At 50.8% G+C, this 19,749-nt stretch carries 15 protein-coding genes and 1 riboswitch; of the genes, 6 read left to right on the top strand and 9 right to left on the bottom strand.

What is annotated here, in order from left to right:
• Positions 1 to 25: 25 nt before the first annotated feature.
• Positions 26 to 2,386, bottom strand: a complete 2,361-nt coding sequence (locus tag B3Z23_RS16280) for a DNA polymerase II (protein WP_294912206.1) — start codon at positions 2,384 to 2,386, stop codon at positions 26 to 28.
• Positions 2,387 to 2,564: 178 nt separating this feature from the next.
• Between B3Z23_RS16280 and B3Z23_RS16275 the strand changes: the two genes are divergently transcribed.
• Positions 2,565 to 3,329 (top strand): DedA family protein, encoded by a 765-nt coding sequence (locus B3Z23_RS16275; protein WP_038023115.1) that lies wholly within the window; start codon positions 2,565 to 2,567, stop codon positions 3,327 to 3,329.
• Here B3Z23_RS16275 and thiQ read toward each other — a convergent pair.
• The 4 genes from thiQ to sgrR all read right to left on the bottom strand — a co-directional run bounded on the left by thiQ (position 3,299) and on the right by sgrR (position 8,417).
• On the bottom strand, positions 3,299 to 4,030 hold the full coding sequence (thiQ, locus tag B3Z23_RS16270; protein ID WP_294912205.1) for a thiamine ABC transporter ATP-binding protein ThiQ: 732 nt from the start codon (positions 4,028 to 4,030) through the stop codon (positions 3,299 to 3,301). The genes B3Z23_RS16275 and thiQ overlap by 31 nt on opposite strands.
• The gene (gene thiP / locus B3Z23_RS16265; RefSeq protein WP_294912204.1) at positions 4,014 to 5,624 is read right to left on the bottom strand and encodes a thiamine/thiamine pyrophosphate ABC transporter permease ThiP; all 1,611 of its coding nucleotides are present in this window, start codon (positions 5,622 to 5,624) and stop codon (positions 4,014 to 4,016) included. Before thiP ends, thiQ begins: the two co-directional genes overlap by 17 nt.
• The gene (gene thiB, locus B3Z23_RS16260) at positions 5,600 to 6,586 is read right to left on the bottom strand and encodes a thiamine ABC transporter substrate binding subunit (protein WP_294912202.1); all 987 of its coding nucleotides are present in this window, start codon (positions 6,584 to 6,586) and stop codon (positions 5,600 to 5,602) included. The genes thiP and thiB overlap by 25 nt, the downstream gene beginning before the upstream one ends.
• Before the next feature lie 42 nt (positions 6,587 to 6,628).
• A riboswitch (TPP riboswitch) is annotated at positions 6,629 to 6,720 on the bottom strand.
• A 35-nt stretch (positions 6,721 to 6,755) separates the two neighbouring features.
• Entirely contained in the window at positions 6,756 to 8,417 is a 1,662-nt protein-coding gene (sgrR, locus tag B3Z23_RS16255) for an HTH-type transcriptional regulator SgrR (protein ID WP_294912201.1), read from the bottom strand.
• A 237-nt stretch (positions 8,418 to 8,654) separates the two neighbouring features.
• Between sgrR and B3Z23_RS16250 the strand changes: the two genes are divergently transcribed.
• Entirely contained in the window at positions 8,655 to 9,836 is a 1,182-nt protein-coding gene (locus B3Z23_RS16250) for an MFS transporter (RefSeq protein WP_294912200.1), read from the top strand.
• A 65-nt stretch (positions 9,837 to 9,901) separates the two neighbouring features.
• Here B3Z23_RS16250 and leuD read toward each other — a convergent pair whose 3' ends face one another.
• From leuD to leuA, 4 genes are read right to left on the bottom strand one after another with little or no spacing between them, the layout of a single operon-like run.
• Positions 9,902 to 10,507: a 3-isopropylmalate dehydratase small subunit gene (gene leuD / locus B3Z23_RS16245; RefSeq protein ID WP_294912199.1), complete on the bottom strand. Its 606-nt coding sequence runs from the start codon at positions 10,505 to 10,507 to the stop codon at positions 9,902 to 9,904.
• Between the two features lie 10 nt (positions 10,508 to 10,517).
• Positions 10,518 to 11,918, bottom strand: a complete 1,401-nt coding sequence (leuC, locus tag B3Z23_RS16240; protein ID WP_294912198.1) for a 3-isopropylmalate dehydratase large subunit — start codon at positions 11,916 to 11,918, stop codon at positions 10,518 to 10,520.
• A gap of 3 nt (positions 11,919 to 11,921) precedes the next feature.
• Positions 11,922 to 13,013, bottom strand: coding sequence for a 3-isopropylmalate dehydrogenase (leuB, locus tag B3Z23_RS16235; RefSeq protein WP_294912197.1), 1,092 nt, complete (start codon positions 13,011 to 13,013; stop codon positions 11,922 to 11,924).
• A 2-nt stretch (positions 13,014 to 13,015) separates the two neighbouring features.
• Positions 13,016 to 14,581: a 2-isopropylmalate synthase gene (gene leuA / locus B3Z23_RS16230; RefSeq protein ID WP_294912196.1), complete on the bottom strand. Its 1,566-nt coding sequence runs from the start codon at positions 14,579 to 14,581 to the stop codon at positions 13,016 to 13,018.
• A 902-nt stretch (positions 14,582 to 15,483) separates the two neighbouring features.
• On the opposite strand from leuA, the gene ilvI reads away from it, so the two are divergent.
• From ilvI to mraZ, 4 genes are all read left to right on the top strand, one after another.
• On the top strand, positions 15,484 to 17,205 hold the full coding sequence (ilvI, locus tag B3Z23_RS16225) for an acetolactate synthase 3 large subunit (RefSeq protein ID WP_294912358.1): 1,722 nt from the start codon (positions 15,484 to 15,486) through the stop codon (positions 17,203 to 17,205).
• Positions 17,205 to 17,696, top strand: a complete 492-nt coding sequence (ilvN, locus tag B3Z23_RS16220) for an acetolactate synthase small subunit (RefSeq protein ID WP_294912195.1) — start codon at positions 17,205 to 17,207, stop codon at positions 17,694 to 17,696. The genes ilvI and ilvN overlap by 1 nt, the downstream gene beginning before the upstream one ends.
• A gap of 156 nt (positions 17,697 to 17,852) precedes the next feature.
• Positions 17,853 to 18,863 carry a catabolite repressor/activator gene (cra, locus tag B3Z23_RS16215; RefSeq protein WP_038023439.1) on the top strand — a complete coding sequence of 337 codons (1,011 nt, stop codon included), beginning with the start codon at positions 17,853 to 17,855 and terminating at the stop codon, positions 18,861 to 18,863.
• Positions 18,864 to 19,291: 428 nt separating this feature from the next.
• Positions 19,292 to 19,747 (top strand): division/cell wall cluster transcriptional repressor MraZ, encoded by a 456-nt coding sequence (mraZ, locus tag B3Z23_RS16210; protein WP_038023087.1) that lies wholly within the window; start codon positions 19,292 to 19,294, stop codon positions 19,745 to 19,747.
• The last annotated feature ends 2 nt before the right edge of the window (positions 19,748 to 19,749 follow it).

Here is a 19,749-nt window from a genome sequence, read left to right as displayed (position 1 = left end):
TGGAAGGCGAGCCATTCGTCACCTATCAAAACAGTCCCAGTTGCCCGGTAATCAGTGTGGCAAAATTTCCGTCGACAAATCCAAGAATGCCATCGGCAATAGGTTCCAGCTGTCGGCTGAGGTAGTGGTCATAATCCAGTGGCGCAGTTCGGGCGTTCAGGGGTTCCGGGCCGCGGGTGGTGATGACATAATGAATCGTCCCGCCTTTCTGGTAACGCAAGGGCTGGCCGTCTTTACGGTGCTGCTCATCTGCCAGCAGGGCTGCGCGGGCATGTGGCGGGATATTGCGCTGATAGTCGCCCAGCGGCCTGCGCAGACGCTTGCTGTAAACCAGCTGATCATCCAGTTCTCCCGCCATCAACTGTGCGACAGTATCCCGCACATATTGTTGCCAGGGCTGGCGGCGAAAGATTAAATCGTACAGTGTCTGCTGAAACTTTCGGGCCAGCGGGGTCCAGTCGGTCCGTACCGTTTCCAGACCTTTGAAAATGATCTGTGATTTGCCCTGCTGGCTGACCAGTCCGGCATAGCGTTTTTTGCTGCCTTGTTCTGCACCACGAATCGTAGGCATCAGGAAACGGCTGTAATGATTCTCATACTCCAGCTCCAGAGCACTGACCAGATTGAACTGTTGAACCAGTTGCTGTTGCCACCAGGCGTTCACGCCGTCTGCCAGTCCCCTGCCAATCTCTGCGGCCTGCTGTTCGCTGTGGGCAGTTTTCAGCCAGACAAACGTAGAGTCAGTATCACCATAGATAACCTCGTAACCTTGCTGTTCGATAAAATCACGGGTTTTCTGCATGATTTCATGCCCACGCAGAGTAATTGATGAAGCCAGCCGTGGATCAAAGAAACGGCAGGCCGGTGTCCCCAGTACGCCGTAAAAGGAGTTCATAATAATTTTTAACGCCTGGGACAGGGGCTGATTTTTCTGTTTTTTGGCCAGTTCGCGGTTTTGCCAGATCTGACTGATGATTCCGGGCAGGCAATGCACTGTGCGGGAAAAACGGGCTCCGAGAAAGCCGGGGACCGGGTCAGGATCGGCAGGGTTGCCCATACCTTCCGCCAGTCCTACAGGATCTATCATGAAGGTACGAATGATAGAGGGATAAAGGCTTTTAAAATCAAGTACCAACACCGAATCATATAATCCGGGTCGTGAGTCCATGACATATCCCCCCGGGCTGGCGGCAGGGGCAACTTCACCCAAATTGGGAGCGACAAAGCCGGAACGATGCATCCGCGGGATATACAAATGGCCAAAAGAGGCCACCGAACCGCCATGACGATCGGCCTGAAGTCCGTTGACACTGCTTCTTTCCAGCAGAAAGGGCATCAGACTGGTTTCATGAAATATTCGGGTCACCAGTTCACAGTCGCGCAGGTTGTAACGGGCCAGGGCACTCTTATTAGTGGCAAAGTTACGGTTTATTTCCCCCATTCGCTGATCAGGATCTTCGGTAAGTTTGCCTTCCCCGAGCAACTCACGTGATACATTTTCCAGGCTGAAAGAGCTAAATTCCCGGAATGACGATTTAAGCGCTTCAATACCATCGATAATCAACCGGCCAGCGGCCTGTGCCATAAAAACGCCGGGTTTGAATCCGTGTTCACGCCATTCCAGAGGAGTGCCTCCACGACCGGCGCGCAGAGGGATGTGATAACGGTCGGCATGTTTTTGCAGAACCCGTAAATCAAACTGGATCAGATTCCAGCCGATGATGACATCCGGATCGTGGTCAATAAACCACTGATTAAGCATCTCCAGTAACTGCTGAGGGCTGGCCGCGTAATCCAGTTGAAAATCGACCTGCTGATTTTCCTCTGTCGGATCTCCCAGCATCATGACCTGCCGCTGACCGCAGCCTTCAATGCCAATACAGTACAGTTCCCCGTATTCGCTGGTTTCGATATCGAGCGACATCCACTTCAGCGTTGGTCGGTAATCGGGATGTGGCTTCAGTCGGGCATTATCGATGAGTATGCCTTCCTGCTGACCACTGAACCATACCGGCGCGGTGATAAATCGTTCCATCAAAAAACGTTCCGCCGGCCGGATATCGGCTTCATACACCGGGATTCCCTGTTCACGGAGCACTTTTTCCAGCCGTTGCAGTTGCCGGTACTGACGGCAGTAAATACCTGACTGAGGCTGCTGATGAAAATCCCGCAACTGCAATGGCAGCAAACGAATATTTCTTTCACCGGCTAACAGCTTCGTCGCTTGATTTGTCGCAGATTGCGGGATGAAAGCTACCGCCTCCTGCGGGGGCACCCGGACCTGCACTGGCCCCTGATCGGTTGCCAGCCAGAAAGTGAGTTCGATGCCGCGGGGGGTATCCCGCCAGTGACGGGTGAGCAGGAAGCCTGGTTGGGGATTATTCACGGGATCTCCGGAGTTTCAGTCATTGCAGTATAACATACCTGTCGAAGGGGACCGTTATTCCCTGCCGGGCACAGTCTGGTATCTGGTTTGGTATTAGTTTGTATTAAACCTCACACATTGCTTGACGTCTGTGCACTTGCTCTGGACAATCCAGGCTCAGTTTACGTGAGGAATGCTTATGGAAGTCTGGATCCAACACCTTCTGACTCAGTCACTGGATTGGGCTTTGTTTGCGGTCGCCGTGGTGACTTTTTTTGAGTCACTGGCGCTGGTGGGGTTGATCCTCCCGGGGACGGTGCTGATGGCGAGTCTGGGCGCACTGATTGGCAGTGGAAAAATTGGTTTATATCCGGCATGGGGGGCAGGGCTGGCAGGGTGTCTGCTGGGTGACTGGCTTTCATTTTATATTGGCTGGCGTTTCCAGGGTCCTTTACACCGTTGGAAATATTTACAAAAACATCGCAGTTTACTGGACAAAACTGAGCATGCGCTGAATGAACACAGTGTGGCAACAATTCTGATTGGCCGCTTTGTAGGACCGACCCGCCCATTGATTCCTCTGCTGGCAGGTATGCTGGAACTACCCGTGAAGAAGTTTCTGCCGCCGAACATTATTGGCTGTATTTTGTGGCCACCCGTCTATCTGTTACCCGGCATTCTGGCAGGGGTAGTGATTGACGCGCCACATAATGCACAATCCAGCCTGTTTAAGTGGCTGTTACTGGCAGAAGCCGTGGCTCTGTGGCTGGCTGTCTGGACCGGATGGCGTTGGTTACGCGGCACCAAAAAGCAGGACTGGGCCAGCAAGCTGTTGCCGGCTGCCCGTCTGCGTTGGCTCGCGCCGTTACTGATTATTCTGGCCATTGCCGGGCTGGTGGGTTTACAGTTTGATCCGATGATGCCGCACTTTCGTCAGCTGTTATGGCGGGTATTTATCGCCTGACGACTTCGGATGATGCCAGTCAGCTCTGCATCCGCCACCTCTCCGTTTAGTAATGTCTGGCTCTCTCCCTGCCAGACAATGTGACCGTCGTTAACCAGTAGTGTTTGTCCGGCAATTTGCCGGACGTCTTCCAGATTATGTGTCACCATCAGCAAGGTAATGTTGTGCGCGGTACAGAGTTGATCAGTCAGTATCAGCATTTCCTGGCGCAGTACCGGATCCAGTGCCGAAAAGGGCTCATCCAGCAATAACACCGGTTGCTGGCGTAACAGGCAGCGAGCCAGTGCGACTCTTTGGCGCTGGCCTCCTGATAATTGCCCGGGCAACCTGTCGAGCAGTCCCTGCAATCCCACACTGGCGGCAATATCGGTTACCTGTTGCTGCTGCTGTCCATTGAGTCTGAGTCCCGGATGCAAACCAAGTCCAAGGTTCTGTCTGGCGGTCAGATGAGCAAACAGGTTATTTTCCTGAAACAGCATGGAGACCGGGCGTCCGGAGGGTGGCAACCGGGTGCAGTTTTTTCCGTCGATCCATAACTCACCGCCACTCAGAGGCAGGAATCCGGCTATCATACTGAGCAGGGTACTTTTACCTGCCCCGCTGGGGCCAAGAATGGCGACCCGTTGACCCCGCGCTACCTGCAATGAGAAGCACATTGTCTGTGACTGATAGTGGTAGGTCAGATCATTCAGTGTCAGCATGAGTTCCTGTAATTTTTTCAATCAGAGTGAACAATATAAAACACACCAGCAGCAGCAGCAGGGCACTGACTGCCGCCTGTTGCCCACGATAGGCACCTATCTGTTGGTACAGGTAAAACGGGAGTGTCCGAAAATCATCACTCCCAAACAAAGAGATCACCCCAAAATCACCCACCGATAAGACACAGGCAAAGGCCAATGCCTGGGCCAGAGGTCGTTTCAGCGCCCGTTCTTCAACCAGCCGTAATCTTTGCCAGCCATGAATTCCCAGTGAAAGACAGAGCTGGTTGTAGTGCCCGGCAATGTCACGCATTGGTGTATCCAGAACTTTGAGGGCATAGGGCATGGCGATCAGTGCATTGACCAGTACTATAATATTTTCCGGCGAATCAGGGACACCGCTGGTGCTGTTGTAAAACATGAAAATTCCACTGGCCAGTACAATTCCGGGCATTGCCAGGATCAGCATACCGCTGGTATCCAGCAATTGTGCTGGCAGCAGTGCTCCGCGCAGCCGAAATTCACGGCTGCTCCACAGTAACATCATGGTCAGAATCACCGACAGTATTCCGGCGCGTAATGCAATACTCACCGAGTTCCAGGTCGCTTTCCAGAGTTCAGGCTGACGCAATGTGGTGAACAGATCAGTATTCAGGCCGTTAATGATCACCGCCAGTACGGGGGGAATAAGTAATAGCAGGGTCAGAAGGATTACCAGACTATCGAAAATTCTGGGGCGCCAGCGATAATCCGGTGAGCGCCAGTGGTTGATCAGTGGGCTGTTACCGGTCAGTGGTGTATTCAGCCGAAGGCTGAGTAAGACCAGTAACAGACAAAAAACCAACTGCACCAGGGCCAGTACAGCGGCTTTTGCCGGGTCAAAATCGTAACTGAGCGCCTGAAAGATGGCCAGTTCCAGAGTTGTTGCCCGTGGTCCGCCCCCCAGGGCTAATACGATGGCAAAACTGGCGAAGCAGAGCATAAAAATCAGAGCCGCTACCGGCAGCAACTGACGTTTCAGCCACGGCCACTCCAGCCAACGGAACAGATAAAATCCCTGCATATTGAGTTGTGCCGCCAACTGCCGTTGTTCGGCAGGGATTTGCTCTAAAGACTGTAGTAACAAGCGGGCTGCCAGCGGCAGGTTAAAAAAGACATGGGCCAGCAAAATCCCCGGCAGGCCGTAGACCGAAAAGCGGTAGTGAACCCCGACAAGAGCGGCCAGGCTGGCCAGCCAGCCATCTCTGCCATAGATACTCAGCAGGCCAAACACCGCCACCAGCACCGGCAACACCAGTGTCATTGCGCACAAGCGGAGTAGCAGGTTACGACCTGGAAAACGGCGACGGTACAGTGCCCGGGCGACGAGGATCGCCGGAAATACGGAGAGCAAGGTGGATAATGCTGCCTGCTCAAAGGAAAAGGCGATGACATGCCACAGATAAGGATCGCTCAGCCAGCGATATCCATGAGTTAGCGGAGCATTCCATAGTAGGCTGACGAAAGCCAGCAGTGCAATACCACAGGTTACCAGGGCTGCCAGTAACCCCGGGATTAACCAGCGCGGCATTATTGGCTGACTGCGTTCTGCCATGCACTTATCCATGCTTCACGGTGTGCCGCGACTTCTTCAGGCGTAAACTGCAGGGCAGTTTTCGGGATGCTCAGTTGCTGATAGCCTTCCGGCAGTGTGGTTTTAATCACAGGATACATCCAGTTTCCGGTAGGCAACGTTTGCTGGAACGCCGGACTGGTCACAAACTGCATAAACTGTTTTGCCAGCGCAGGGTGTGGGCTGTTTGCCAGTCGGGCTGCTACCTCCACCTGCATATAGTTACCTTCCGAAAAACTGGCGGCAGCGTAATCAGCATTATGTTCTTCAATAATATGATAGGCCGGTGAGGTGGTATAACTGAGTACCAGGTCGCTTTCTCCTTTCAGGAACAGGCTATAAGCTTCGCTCCAGCCGCGGGTCACCGTGACTGTTTTAGATGCCAGCTTCTGCCAGGCTGCCGGAGCCTGCTCCCCGTAAACTTTTTGCATCCACAGCAGTAAGCCTAACCCCGGGGTGCTGGTCCGTGGATCTTCATAGATGACGCGCCATTTCTCAGGGCTTTCAACCAGTTGTTTCAGGCTGGTGGGAGGGTTTTTCAGCAGCTTCTTGTTATATACAAACGCAAAATAGCCATAGTCATAAGGGACAAAGGTCGTGTTATTCCAGCCCCCGGGGACGATGATATGACTGTAATCGACGGGGGTGGGAGCGAACAACCCGGTTTTTTGTGCGGCGTCCAGCAGGTTATTGTCCAGCCCGACCACAACATCTGCTTTACTGCGTTTTCCTTCCATTCTCAGACGATTTAGCAAAGCGACACCATCGCCGAGAGATACATACTTCAGGGTACAGTGACAGTTCGCTTCGAAGGCTTTTTTAATCGCCGGTCCGGGGCCCCAGTCAGACGAGAAAGAGTCGTAAGTGTAAACGGTCAATTCCGGTTTAGCAGCCAGAACCGGCGCAGAGACAAGTAATAATACAGGCAGAACTTTTTTAAACACTTTGCGCTCCTTGAGGCGGGAATTTTTTTGCGCAAAGGATCTGAGTGAGTCAGTCTCAAATCCCTACGCCGGTGTTAACCGGATCAGGTTCTACGGGTATATCTCAGCACCAGTGGGCACCCCGTTGAGAACAACTTATTCTAGTCAATTAGTGCCTGCGGTGAAAGTCTCAAAGTTCCGGAGGAACAAACCAGGCCGATTTAAAGTCAAACCAGCCCAGAGAGTTCATCCGGATTCCACGCATGCTTCTCTGCCCCTGTAATGTCAGCCAGTGATGGAACAGGGGCAGCAGACGATGGTGGTTATGCAGTTTCCGGTACCACTGTTCAGTATTGAACTTTTTCTGATGCCAGAGTGGCAGTGACAGGGTGAGTTGATCCCCCAGACAGTGATGGAATAATGGTATTTCGCAGATTTGAGCAAATACCGACCAATCCAGCGGTGCGGTAAAGTTGCAACTTCCCAGCCACAAATCGGCACTGGCATCGCCGTTAAACCATTGCTGATAGCTGACCTCTTTGCTGATTAACCGGATACCATGGCTGGCGAGCAGGGGAGTGACAATTTTCACAATGGCCAGATGTTCAATATGTGAACCGTACCAGCAGAGTGTCAGTTGGGTGAGACTTGCTGGTTTTTCTGTCAGAGATTCATAGTGGGTATGTCGCCACTCCGGTAGCATACCCCGTGCCGGAGACCAGAAGCGTTGGTGTACTGAGGCGGCCTGTTGCAATAAAATTTCCGGATTTAACAGATTACTCAGCCAGCGTCGTACTGCTGAGCGCTGAGCAACTGCTGAGCGCTCATCGAACAGCATAAAATAGCAACCTTCTTCCAGCTTTCTTTCTCCGGCGGTTTGCTGACTCCCGTTTCCCTGTAATGTCAGGCCCCGATAAACAAGGTCTTCACTGATTTCAGGTAACACCCAGATAGTGACATTATCGATGAGCGGTCGATAGCCAAAGTAATCGTCGAAAGCTTCTATCCGCAGTTGGCTTTTCTGATTTTCCACCACATAGTAGGGACCCGTACCACTGGGTTTAGAGGAAAAATCAGGCATGGTTTGCCATTCAGCGGGGAGTATCAGAGCGGCAACGCTACCCAGCAGCCAGGGCAGCCATTCATCGGCAGAAGTCAGATGGATATCAACTATCCAGGCTGCCGGTGAGTCGATACTTTTCAGATGGCAAAATAATGGATGACAGGTTAAACGTTGCAGACTGGTAATAATGTCGGTGACATTCAGTTCCCGGCCGTGATGAAAATGAACCGCCGGGCGGATATAAAAACGCCAGTGTAAGGGTGATAACTGTTGCCAGTGATGGGCAATATCGGGGACGGCTTCGCCGGAACGTTCATCCACACGAAGCAGCCCGTTAAATATTTGTCGGGCGATGTGAGTTTCACTGCGCCGTAATGGTGACCCCGGAAGTAAACTGAGTAGGGGACGGTAGTAGGGGACCCGCAGAATATGCCGTCCCTGACGGAAACTGCGGCCCAGTCTGGCCAGTATCATCTGCTTTACCCGTGACTTAACTCCCGTCAGTTGCAGTAACTGCTCCGTCTGGTCTTGTTCCAGCAATGCCTCTGCTTGTTGTTGACGGAGCTCACCGGCGGTTATCTGAAAGTACAGCGCTGAACGTTTGCCTCTGCCGGAATGACTCTCCCAGCGCAGCCACTGCTGCTGTTGCATTCGATTTAGCAGGTTACGGATATGCCTGGCTGAACAATGGAGTTGTTCCGCCAACTGAGCCAGCGTGGTTTGCTGATCCTTCCCCTGGTTCAGTTCCCATAATCGGATAAATTGCTCTTTCAGTCGCTTGGTTGTCATAAAAGAGGAACTCTTTTTTTAAACTGCTCAATATTAATTTCCTTATATTAAGAGCAGACTTCAGGTGAACGGAAGACCGCGATGCTGTTTCTGTGCTCCCCGTCTTTTGTTCATCTTTCTCAAAAAATTTGCGACATTTCGGGTGTTAATTGCTCTGCCGGCAGACAATCTCTGCCGGCTTTTCCCTGTTTGTTATATGATCTAACTATCGTTACCTCTGGATGCGGATGTATTTTTATGCAAAGCCCTGAGCTTCAGCCTGCAAAAGGCAACAGCGTATTTGTGTTTTTTATGCTGGTCACCTTTATCGTGAGTATTGCCGGCGCACTGCAGGCACCAACACTGAGCCTGTTCCTCAGTAAAGAATTGCATGCAGCACCTTTTAAGGTCGGATTGTTCTTTACCGTGAATGCCATTACCGGAATTCTGGTCAGTTTCCTGCTGGCTAAACGTTCGGATAAGAAAGGAGACCGCCGAAATTTACTGATGCTTTGCTGTCTGATGGCCATTGGTAATGCGATAGTTTTTGCGTTTACCCGCAGTTACTGGCTGCTGATCAGCCTGGGATTATTGCTGTCAGCGTTTTCGACCGTGGTAATGCCTCAGATTTTTGCGTTGGCCAGGGAATACGCCGACTATACCTCGCGGGAAGTCGTGATGTTCAGCTCACTGATGAGGGCACAGATGTCGCTGGCCTGGGTTATCGGTCCTCCTCTTTCGTTTGCACTGGCGCTGAACTGGGGGTTTATAACCCTCTATCTGGTCGCTGCATCGTTGTTTCTGATTGCATTATGTTTTATCCGGCTTAGCCTGCCTTCGGTACCGAAGATTTTTCCGGAGGCTGATATTGCCCGCAGTACCGTTTCTGGCTGGAAAATCCCGGGAGTTCGCCGGTTATTTATTGCTTCGGTGCTGATGTGGACCTGCAATATTATGTACATCATTGATATGCCGCTCTATATCAGCAGCACACTAGGCATGCAGGAAAAGGTCGCCGGGATCTTTATGGGGACTGCGGCAGGGCTGGAAATTCCTGTGATGCTATTGGCGGGTTTATTGGCGAAACGCATCGGTAAGCGTCCTCTGGTGCTGGCTGCGGTATTTGCCGGGGTGCTGTTTTATCCGGGCATGCTGTTGTTTCATTCATTCCACAGTATGCTGATGTTGCAGCTACTGAATGCCATATTTATCGGTATTGTCGCCGGGCTGGTGATGTTGTGGTTCCAGGATCTGATGCCGGGCCGGGCCGGAGTCGCGACCACGATGTTTACCAACTCGGTATCGACCGGGATGATTTTTGCCGGGTTATTGCAGGGAAGTGTCAGTGACTGGTGGGGGCATGAGGCCATCTACTGGCTGGCTTCGGGGCTGATACTGGTATCGTTGTTGTTGACCTGGCGGGTGAAAGAATCGGCGTAACCTGCCGGAAACGAAAACCCCCTCACAGGAGGGGGTATCGGCTAAAAATGGTGACTAACCTGCGTTTAACGCAGAAACACCGGCTGGCTGGTTTCGTAGGCCGAAATTGCCGCTTCGTGCTGTAACGTCAGGCCAATACTGTCCAGACCGTTAAGCATGCAGTGCCGGCGGAAACTGTCCAGAGTAAACGGATAATGTTTACCACCAGCGACCACTTCCAGTTTTTCCAGGTCGACCAGGAATTCGATTCCCGGCTGTTCTGCAACCAGACGGAACAGTTCATCTACTTCTTCTTCTTTCAGTTTTACCGGCAACAGCTGGTTGTTGAAGCTGTTTCCATAAAAAATATCAGCGAAGCTTGGGGCGATAACGGTACGAAATCCAAAATCAGTCAGTGCCCAGGGTGCATGTTCACGTGAAGAACCACAGCCGAAGTTCTCGCGTGCCAGCAGGATACTGGCGCCTTTGAATACCGGTTTGTTCAGGACAAAGTCAGGATTAGGCACTTTCCCGGCATCGTCCAGGAAACGCCAGTCATTAAATAAATGCTGACCGAATCCGGTACGGGTCACTTTCTGCAAGAATTGTTTTGGAATAATGGCATCAGTATCGACATTGGCTGCATCCAGAGGCGCAACAATCCCGGTATGTTGGGTAAATTTAGTGGCCATCAGAAGCTCCTTAATTCAGTTCACGAATGTCGGCAAAACGGCCCATCACGGCAGCAGCAGCGGCCATCGCCGGGCTGACCAGATGAGTACGTCCACCACGGCCCTGACGGCCTTCGAAGTTACGGTTGCTGGTAGAGGCGCAACGCTCACCGGCATTCAGCCGATCGTTGTTCATTGCCAGACACATTGAACAACCTGGCAGGCGCCATTCGAAACCGGCATCGGTAAAGATTTTGTCTAAACCTTCCTCTTCTGCCTGAGCTTTTACCGGACCAGAGCCTGGTACCACCATTGCCACGATACCCGGGGCAACTTTACGACCCTTGGCAATGGCTGCTGCAGCACGTAAATCTTCAATACGTGAATTTGTACAGGAACCGATAAACACTTTATCAATCGCGACGTCGGTCAGTTTAACGCCAGCATCCAGTCCCATATAAGCCAGGGCTTTTTCTGCGGAGGCACGTTCAACCGGATCGCTGAAAGACTCAGGGGCCGGAATGGCCTGATTGATCGCAATAACCTGACCAGGGTTGGTTCCCCACGTTACCTGTGGTGCAATATCGGCAGCATCCAGGGTCACAATACTATCAAAAACCGCGTCACTGTCAGACTTCAGCGTTTTCCAGTAGGTTACTGCCTGGTCCCATTGCTCGCCGGTAGGGGAAAACTGACGGCCTTTCAGATAATTAAAGGTCGTTTCGTCCGGAGCAACCAGTCCGGCTTTAGCACCCATTTCAATCGCCATATTGCACAGGGTCATGCGGCCTTCCATGCTCAGAGCCTCGATGGCAGGGCCACAGAACTCCACCACATGACCGGTACCACCAGCACTGCCAGTTTTGCCGATCACGGCCAGCACGATATCTTTCGCGGTGATGCCCACGGCAGCTTCGCCGGTGACTTCAATCTTCATGGTTTTTGCCCGGCCCTGTTTCAGGGTCTGAGTTGCCATGACATGTTCAACTTCTGAAGTACCAATACCAAACGCCAGAGAGCCAAAGGCCCCATGAGTGGCGGTATGTGAATCTCCGCAGACAATGGTCATACCTGGCAGAGTCATTCCCTGCTCAGGGCCGATAACATGTACGATGCCCTGATAAGGGTGGTTCAGGTCATACAGCTGTACGCCGAATTCTTCGCAGTTTTTGATCAATTCCTGCATCTGAATACGGGCCATCTCGCCGGACGCATTGATATCACGGGTCTGGGTAGACACGTTATGGTCCATGGTGGCGAAGGTTTTGGAGGGCTGCCGTAAACGACGGCCATGAGCACGTAAGCCATCAAATGCCTGGGGAGAGGTCACTTCATGAACTAAGTGACGATCGATATACAGTAACGGGGTTTCGTTTTCTGCTTCATAGACGACATGTGCATCAAATAACTTCTGGTATAAAGTTTTGCTCATTTTTTATTTTTCTCCGGTGATAAAGCGGGCAATGATATCGCCCATTTCATCAGTACTGACAGAAGGACCCTGACCTGCTAAATCACGGGTACGATGACCTTCTTCTAACGCACGGTTTACTGCGCGTTCAATACTGTCTGCGGCATCACCGGCGTTCAGGCTATAGCGTAACAGCAAGGCCAGTGACAAAATCTGTGCGATCGGGTTAGCAATGTTTTTACCTGCGATATCCGGCGCTGAACCCCCTGCAGGTTCATACAGACCGAAACCTTGTTCGTTCAGACTGGCAGAAGGCAGCATCCCCATAGAACCGGTGATCATTGCGCATTCATCGGAAAGGATATCGCCGAACAGGTTAGAACACAGCAGTACATCAAACTGAGAAGGATCTTTGATTAACTGCATGGTCGCGTTATCAATATAGATGTGCTCCAGTTCGATTGCCGGGTACTCTTTGGCAATTTCTGTCACAGTTTCACGCCATAAAATGGATGACTGCAACACGTTAGATTTATCGACAGAAGTGACTTTACCGCGACGTTTTGCTGCTGACTCAAAGGCCAGACGGGCGATACGTTCGATTTCATAGCGGTAATAGACTTCTGTATCAAATGCCCGTGTCTGATCGCCACTACCCTCACGGCCTTTAGGCTGACCAAAATAGATACCACCGGTTAATTCGCGAACGCACAGGATATCAAAGCCTTTCGCGGCAATATCGCTACGTAGCGGACAAAAAGCTTCCAGGCCATTATAAAGAGCGGCCGGACGCAGGTTACTGAATAATTTAAAGTGTTTACGCAGAGGCAGCAGGGCACCACGTTCAGGCTGGCCATCGGGTGGCAGGTGCTGCCATTTAGGACCGCCAACGGAACCAAACAGTACGGCATCGGCCTTTTCACATCCCGCGAGGGTCTCTGGTGGCAATGGCTGGCCGTGGTTATCGATTGCAATACCACCCACATCGTACTGTGCAGTGGTGATGTTAATTGAGAAACGCTGGCGGATAGCTTCCAGCACTTTCAGCGCCTGGGTCATAACTTCCGGACCGATACCATCACCCGGTAATACTGCAATATGATAAGATGTCGACATAATTACACTGTTTCCTTAGCTTCAGTCTTAAATTTACGCTGCAATTCTTTTTCAACCTGTTTGGCCTGCCAGATGTTATTCAGGGCATTGACCATTGCCGTGGCTGAAGATTCAACAATATCCGTTGCCAGCCCGACACCATGGAATTTTCTGGAGTTATACCGGATCACAATGTCTACCTGTCCCAGCGCATTTTCGCCCTGGCCTTTGGCTGACAGCTGATATTTGACCAGCTCTGCCTGGTAACCCGTGATACGGTTGATAGCCTGATACACGGCATCTACCGGACCGTTCCCGGTGGCCGCTTCTTCCTTCACTTCATCGCCACAAGCCAGTTTCACTGATGCGGTGGCACTAATGCTGGAGCCTGACTGGACATTAAATTCCTGCAGACGGAAGTGGTCGTGTTCTTCATTCTGTTTATTAATAAACGCCAAGGCTTCCAGATCGTAATCGAAGATTTGGCCTTTTTTATCTGCCAGTTTCAGGAAGGCGTCATACAATGCTTCCGCGTTATAATCCGTTTCTTTATAACCCATCTCTTCCATACGATGTTTAACGGCGGCGCGTCCAGAACGCGAGGTCAGGTTCAGTTGCACCTGATTCAGGCCGATTGATTCCGGGGTCATAATTTCATAGTTTTCGCGGTTTTTCAGCACGCCATCCTGGTGAATACCGGAGGAGTGGGCAAAGGCATTACTGCCGACCACTGCTTTATTGGCCGGAATAGGCATATTACAAATCTGGCTGACCATCTGGCTGGTACGATAAATTTCCTGATGGTTAATCCCGGTGGTCATATTCATCATCTGCTGGCGGGTTTTGATTGCCATGATAACTTCTTCCAGGGCACAGTTTCCTGCACGTTCACCCAGACCATTCAGTGTCCCTTCGACCTGACGTGCACCTGCCTGTACCGCAGCGATTGCATTGCCCACGGCCATCCCTAAGTCATCATGGGTGTGTACCGACAAAATGGCTTTATCGATATTAGGAACGCGTTGAGTTAAGGCTGAGATGATGTTGGCATATTCATGGGGCAGGGTATAACCGACGGTATCCGGGATGTTAATGGTGCGGGCGCCAGCGTTAATCGCTGCTTCAACGACCCGACACAGATCATCAATCGGTGTCCGGCCGCCGTCTTCACAAGAGAATTCTACATCGTCTGTATACCGGCGGGCGTGTTTAATCATGTATACGGCCCGTTCGATAACCTCTGGTAAGGTACTGCGTAATTTGGTCGCAATATGCATTGGGGAGGTAGCGATAAAGGTATGAATACGGAAAGCTTCCGCGACCTTTAAAGCCTCATAAGCGGCATCAATATCTTTTTCAACACAGCGTGCCAGACCACAAACGCGGCTGTTTTTGATGGTACGGGCAATAGTCTGCACCGACTCAAAGTCACCAGGAGAAGAGACCGGAAAGCCAACTTCCATAACATCGACTTTCATTCTCTCCAGTGCCAGAGCAATTTGTAATTTCTCTTTGACACTCAGGCTGGCCTGCAGCGCCTGCTCACCGTCACGCAACGTTGTATCAAAAATAATGACTTGCTCGCTCATCGTAAATTCCTTGTGTGTTTTATGGCTCCGGCTCACGGGCATAAAAAAACCCGCGCTGCGGCGCGGGTTTTTCTGTTTTCAGGCCCGAATCATTTTTTGATTCCGCCCACAAAACTACCGCGCACATTAAATGCGAGAAGGAGTAGTCCTGATAGGCGGATAAAACGAATCATTAGTTCAGACCCTGTAAAATAATGTATGCCTATATTGGTACTGGAATCTGTAGCTGATGTCAACTTAAAGTCAGTGGCTATTCCGCCAGTGTCAGCAGAGGATTATTCTGCCATCCTAAGCTCAGCAAGATATCTGTTGTGAGAGACGGTTACCCGGTTGAATAATGGGTAGTTAGCCCGGAGTGTCTGAATGAATTTCTTATGTAATTGATTGAAATTTAATGTTTTTATTTCTGGTTTATTAAGGTGGAAGTTATCGCGGAGGATGGAGGTGGTAGTGAAATGTTTTGCAAAGATATTCATTCCCAGAGAATAACATCGCTACCTGAAAAATATGCGGAACAGGGCACTGAATTTATAACCTGAATAAAATACTTAAATTTCATTATTAACTGCAGTGGCTCATAAAGTCAGAATATTAAACTACTAAAAAACACTGTAGTAGTTTTATTCCGGGCTGGTTGTTCGTGATCGCAGTAACTTTTATTAAATATTTATCCGCCTGAATCAGACAGGGGTTTGCCTGGTAACATTTCTGCGGTTATGTTAGCCGGATGAAATGCAGATAATAAATGCTGTCTTCCTCCTGTATACACGCAATGAAGAGATGATTCCATCATCTTGCAGATGGTATAAGTTTTTGATCTTCATTGGGGAATATTATTATCGGAAGGCTATCGTTTGTCAGTCATGCGTGTCCGTGAATTCAGTTATCGCCTGGAGGCAAAAATGGAGATGTTGTCAGGAGCCGAGATGGTCGTTCGATCGTTGATTGACCAGGGCATAAAACAGGTTTTTGGTTATCCCGGAGGGGCCGTGCTGGATATTTATGATGCACTGCAAACTGTCGGTGGGATTGACCATATCCTTGTTCGTCATGAACAGGCTGCTGTGCACATGGCAGATGGCCTGGCCCGTGCCACCGGGGAAACGGGAGTGGTGCTGGTGACATCCGGCCCCGGAGCAACCAACGCCATTACCGGTATCGCGACGGCCTATATGGATTCTATTCCAATGGTCGTACTGTCCGGACAAGTAGCTTCCTCGCTCATAGGTAGCGATGCCTTTCAGGAATGTGACATGGTGGGGATCTCCCGCCCTGTGGTGAAGCACAGTTTTCTGGTAAAACGCACAGAAGATATCCCTGCGATCATTAAGAAAGCTTTCTGGCTGGCATCGTCCGGTCGTCCCGGGCCTGTGGTGATCGATCTGCCTAAAGATGTTCTGAACCCGGCAGAAAAACTGCCCTATTACTGGCCGGAGCAGGTATCCCTGCGCTCTTACAACCCCACAACTCAGGGGCATCGGGGCCAGATTAAGCGGGCGTTACAGGTGTTACTGGCGGCCAAACAGCCCGTGATTTATGCTGGTGGCGGGGTGATTACTTCCGGCTGTGAACAGGCGCTGATTTCTCTGGCAGAAACGCTGAACATTCCGGTAACCACGACTCTGATGGGGCTGGGGGCGTTCCCCGGAACGCATCAGCAAAGCGTTGGCATGCTGGGTATGCACGGCACCTATGAAGCCAATATGACGATGCATAATGCTGATGTCATCTTCGCTATTGGAGTGCGTTTTGATGATCGTACCACTAATAACCTGGCAAAATATTGTCCTGATGCCACGGTCATCCATATCGATATCGATCCGACATCCATTTCCAAGACCATCGCAGCGGATATTCCTGTTGTAGGTGATGCCGGGCAGGTGTTACAGCAGATGCTGGAACTGTTGAATGCCGGAGACAAAACTTCTGAAGACCACAGTGACTGGTGGAAACAGATTGAAGGATGGCGGGCGCGTCACTGCCTTGCTTTTGAGACCGGGGGTGAAACGATTAAACCTCAGGCCGCGATTGATGCTATCTGGCGCCTGACGAAAGGTGATGCTTATGTGACCTCTGATGTCGGCCAGCACCAGATGTTTGCAGCGTTGCATTATCGCTTTAATCAGCCGCGTCGCTGGATTAACTCGGGAGGCCTGGGCACGATGGGCTTTGGCCTGCCAGCCGCACTGGGTGTGAAAATGGCGGTGCCGGAGGCTACGGTAGTTTGTGTGACCGGCGATGGCAGTATCCAGATGAATATTCAGGAATTATCTACGGCGTTGCAGTATGAACTGCCGGTATTAATTCTTAATCTGAATAACGGTTATCTGGGGATGGTGAAGCAATGGCAGGATATGATCTATTCCGGCCGTCACTCGCAATCCTACATGCAGTCGTTACCTGATTTTGTACGGCTCGCCGAAGCTTATGGTCACGTAGGAATGACCATCAGTAATCCTGCTGAACTGGATGAGAAACTGACTGAAGCCCTGAATATCGTTGCCAGAGGCCGTCTGGTGTTTGTGGATGTGCATGTCGATGGCAGTGAACACGTTTATCCGATGCTGATTCGTGGCGGCGGAATGAATGAGATGTGGTTAAGCAAAACCGAGAGGACTGAATAATGCGCCGTATTTTATCTGTATTACTTGAGAATGAATCCGGGGCATTGTCACGCGTAATCGGATTGTTTTCACAACGGGGTTATAATATCGAAAGTCTGGCGGTTGCTCCTACCGATGACCCTACCTTGTCGCGGATGACTATCCAGACCGTGGGCGATGCCAAGGTTCTGGAGCAAATTGAAAAGCAGCTGCATAAACTGGTGGACGTTTTACGGGTCAGTGAACTGGGCCAGGCTGCCTGTGTCGAACGGGAAATTATGCTGGTTAAAATTAAGGCAGAAGGCAGCCAGCGTGATGAAGTTAAACGCTGTTCTGATATTTTCCGCGGACAGATCGTAGATGTCAGTGCCTCTCTGTATACCGTGCAATTGGCCGGCACCAGTGACAAACTGGATGCATTTCTGAATACATTGCGTGGTGTGACGGATATTGTCGAAGTGGTTCGCTCCGGAGTCATCGGTTTGTCCCGTGGCGAGCGCACCATTGGCTAAAGGCTAAATTACGTCTCTGCCATACTTTCTGGCCCGTTCTTCGGGCCTTTTTTATCGGTATCAACAAAACGGTTGCTCCGTTGCAGCATCTGCGTTTAGATCGGCAGTAGAGTGTCGATCAGGCATCAGAAGAATTTTTTGGACGCTGGGGTAAAAGTGAAACTGGATGAAATTGCACGTCTGGCAGGTGTTTCCCGGACGACGGCGAGTTATGTCATTAATGGCAAAGCCAGACAATACCGTGTTAGTGAAAAAACGGTAGAAAAAGTCATGGCTGTGGTCAGGGAACATAATTATCAGCCTAATGCAGTGGCGGCGGGATTACGTGCAGGGCGGACTCGTTCTATCGGGCTGGTCATCCCTGATCTGGAAAATACCAGTTATACACGGATTGCAAAATACCTTGAACGCCAGGCCAGACAACGTGGTTATCAGCTACTGATAGCCTGTTCAGAAGACCAGCCAGACAACGAAATCCGGTGCATCGAACATCTGCTGCAACGTCAGGTCGATGCGTTAATTGTATCGACGTCCCTGCCTCCTGAGCACCCTTTTTATCAGCGTTGGGTGGGCGATTCATTACCGATAATTGCACTGGATCGTGCCCTGGACAGGGAGCATTTCACCAGCGTGGTAGGCGCTGATCAGGAAGATGCGTTTGCCCTTTCCAGCGAATTACGCAAACAGCCGGTAGACAATGTATTGTTTCTGGGAGCATTACCTGAATTGTCTGTGAGTTTTTTACGTGAACAAGGATTTCGTGATGCCTGGCGCGGTGACAGTCGCCAGGTAGATTTTATCTACAGCAACAGTTTTGAGCGAAGTGCTGCGGCAGATACTTTTGTTCGCTATCTGGAAAACCATCCGATGCCTGCGGCGTTGTTTACCACTTCATTTGGTCTGTTACAGGGAATGATGGATGCCTGCCTGCGGGTTCATGGTCATCTTCCAGGTCATGTTTCAATTGCCACGTTTGGTGATAATGAATTACTGGATTTTCTGGAGTGCCCGGTACTTTCTGCCGGCCAGCGGCATCGGGATATTGCTGAGCGTGTACTGGAATTAGTGTTGGCCAGTCTTGATGAGCCCAAACGTCCTAAGCCGGGACTGACCCGTATCCGCCGTAATCTTTATCAGCGTGGCAAACTGGGGCGCCGGCCTCAATAACTCAGTTTTCAGAGCGTGATTTTGTGCCTGATAAGGTCTGTTTTCAGGGCCGCCCGCCAGTTTAACTGGCGACAAGGTGATTAGCTTTACTAATATCATGGCAACTCTGCTGTGATTCCTGTAAGAAATTCCTTAAAATGCCCGCCGTGAATACACCGCCCGAAGTTAACAATTCCGTCGTTTTTCGCCGATTTTTATTAACCCTTCCCCGCAGTGTTCTCAAATTATTGCAGTTATTCATTGAGTTAATTCTTTTGGCCCGGCTTTTTGTCAAAGATGTCTCTGGAATTCTCTGAATTTTCCGCAGGAAATAATGTTATTAAGCGACCGTTGTTGCTTGACAAGGATTTCATCCGCTCCGTACACTCAATTAGTGGTAAATTGTGGGGTAAAGTGGTGAAACAGGTTAACTGAGGGGATCTACACTCATGTTTCGCGGGGCAACGCTGGTTAATCTCGACGGTAAAGGCCGGATAGCAGTACCTACACGCTATCGGGAAATACTGATCGGGGAATCTCAGGGGCAAATGGTATGTACCATTGACCTCCACCAGCCCTGTCTGCTGCTTTATACCTTACCGGAATGGGAAGTCATTGAGCGAAAGCTGTCCCGCCTGTCGACAATGAACCCGGCTGAACGTCGTGTGCAGCGCCTGTTACTTGGGCATGCCAGCGAGTGTCAGATGGATAGTGCAGGGCGGTTGTTACTGGCAGGAACACTCAGGCAACATGCCGGATTACAGAAAGAAATCATGCTGGTCGGTCAGTTCAACAAATTTGAACTGTGGGATGAACAGACCTGGTATCAACAAATCAAGGAAGATATTGAAGCAGAGACGGCTCAGGATGTGTTATCTGAGCGGTTGCAGGATTTATCGCTATAGCT

The sequence above is a fragment of the Tatumella sp. UBA2305 genome (assembly GCF_002345795.1).
Classification (GTDB): domain Bacteria; phylum Pseudomonadota; class Gammaproteobacteria; order Enterobacterales; family Enterobacteriaceae; genus Tatumella; species Tatumella morbirosei.
The sequence above is the reverse complement of the archived record's forward strand: the minus strand, read 5'-3'. Positions and strand labels throughout refer to the sequence as shown.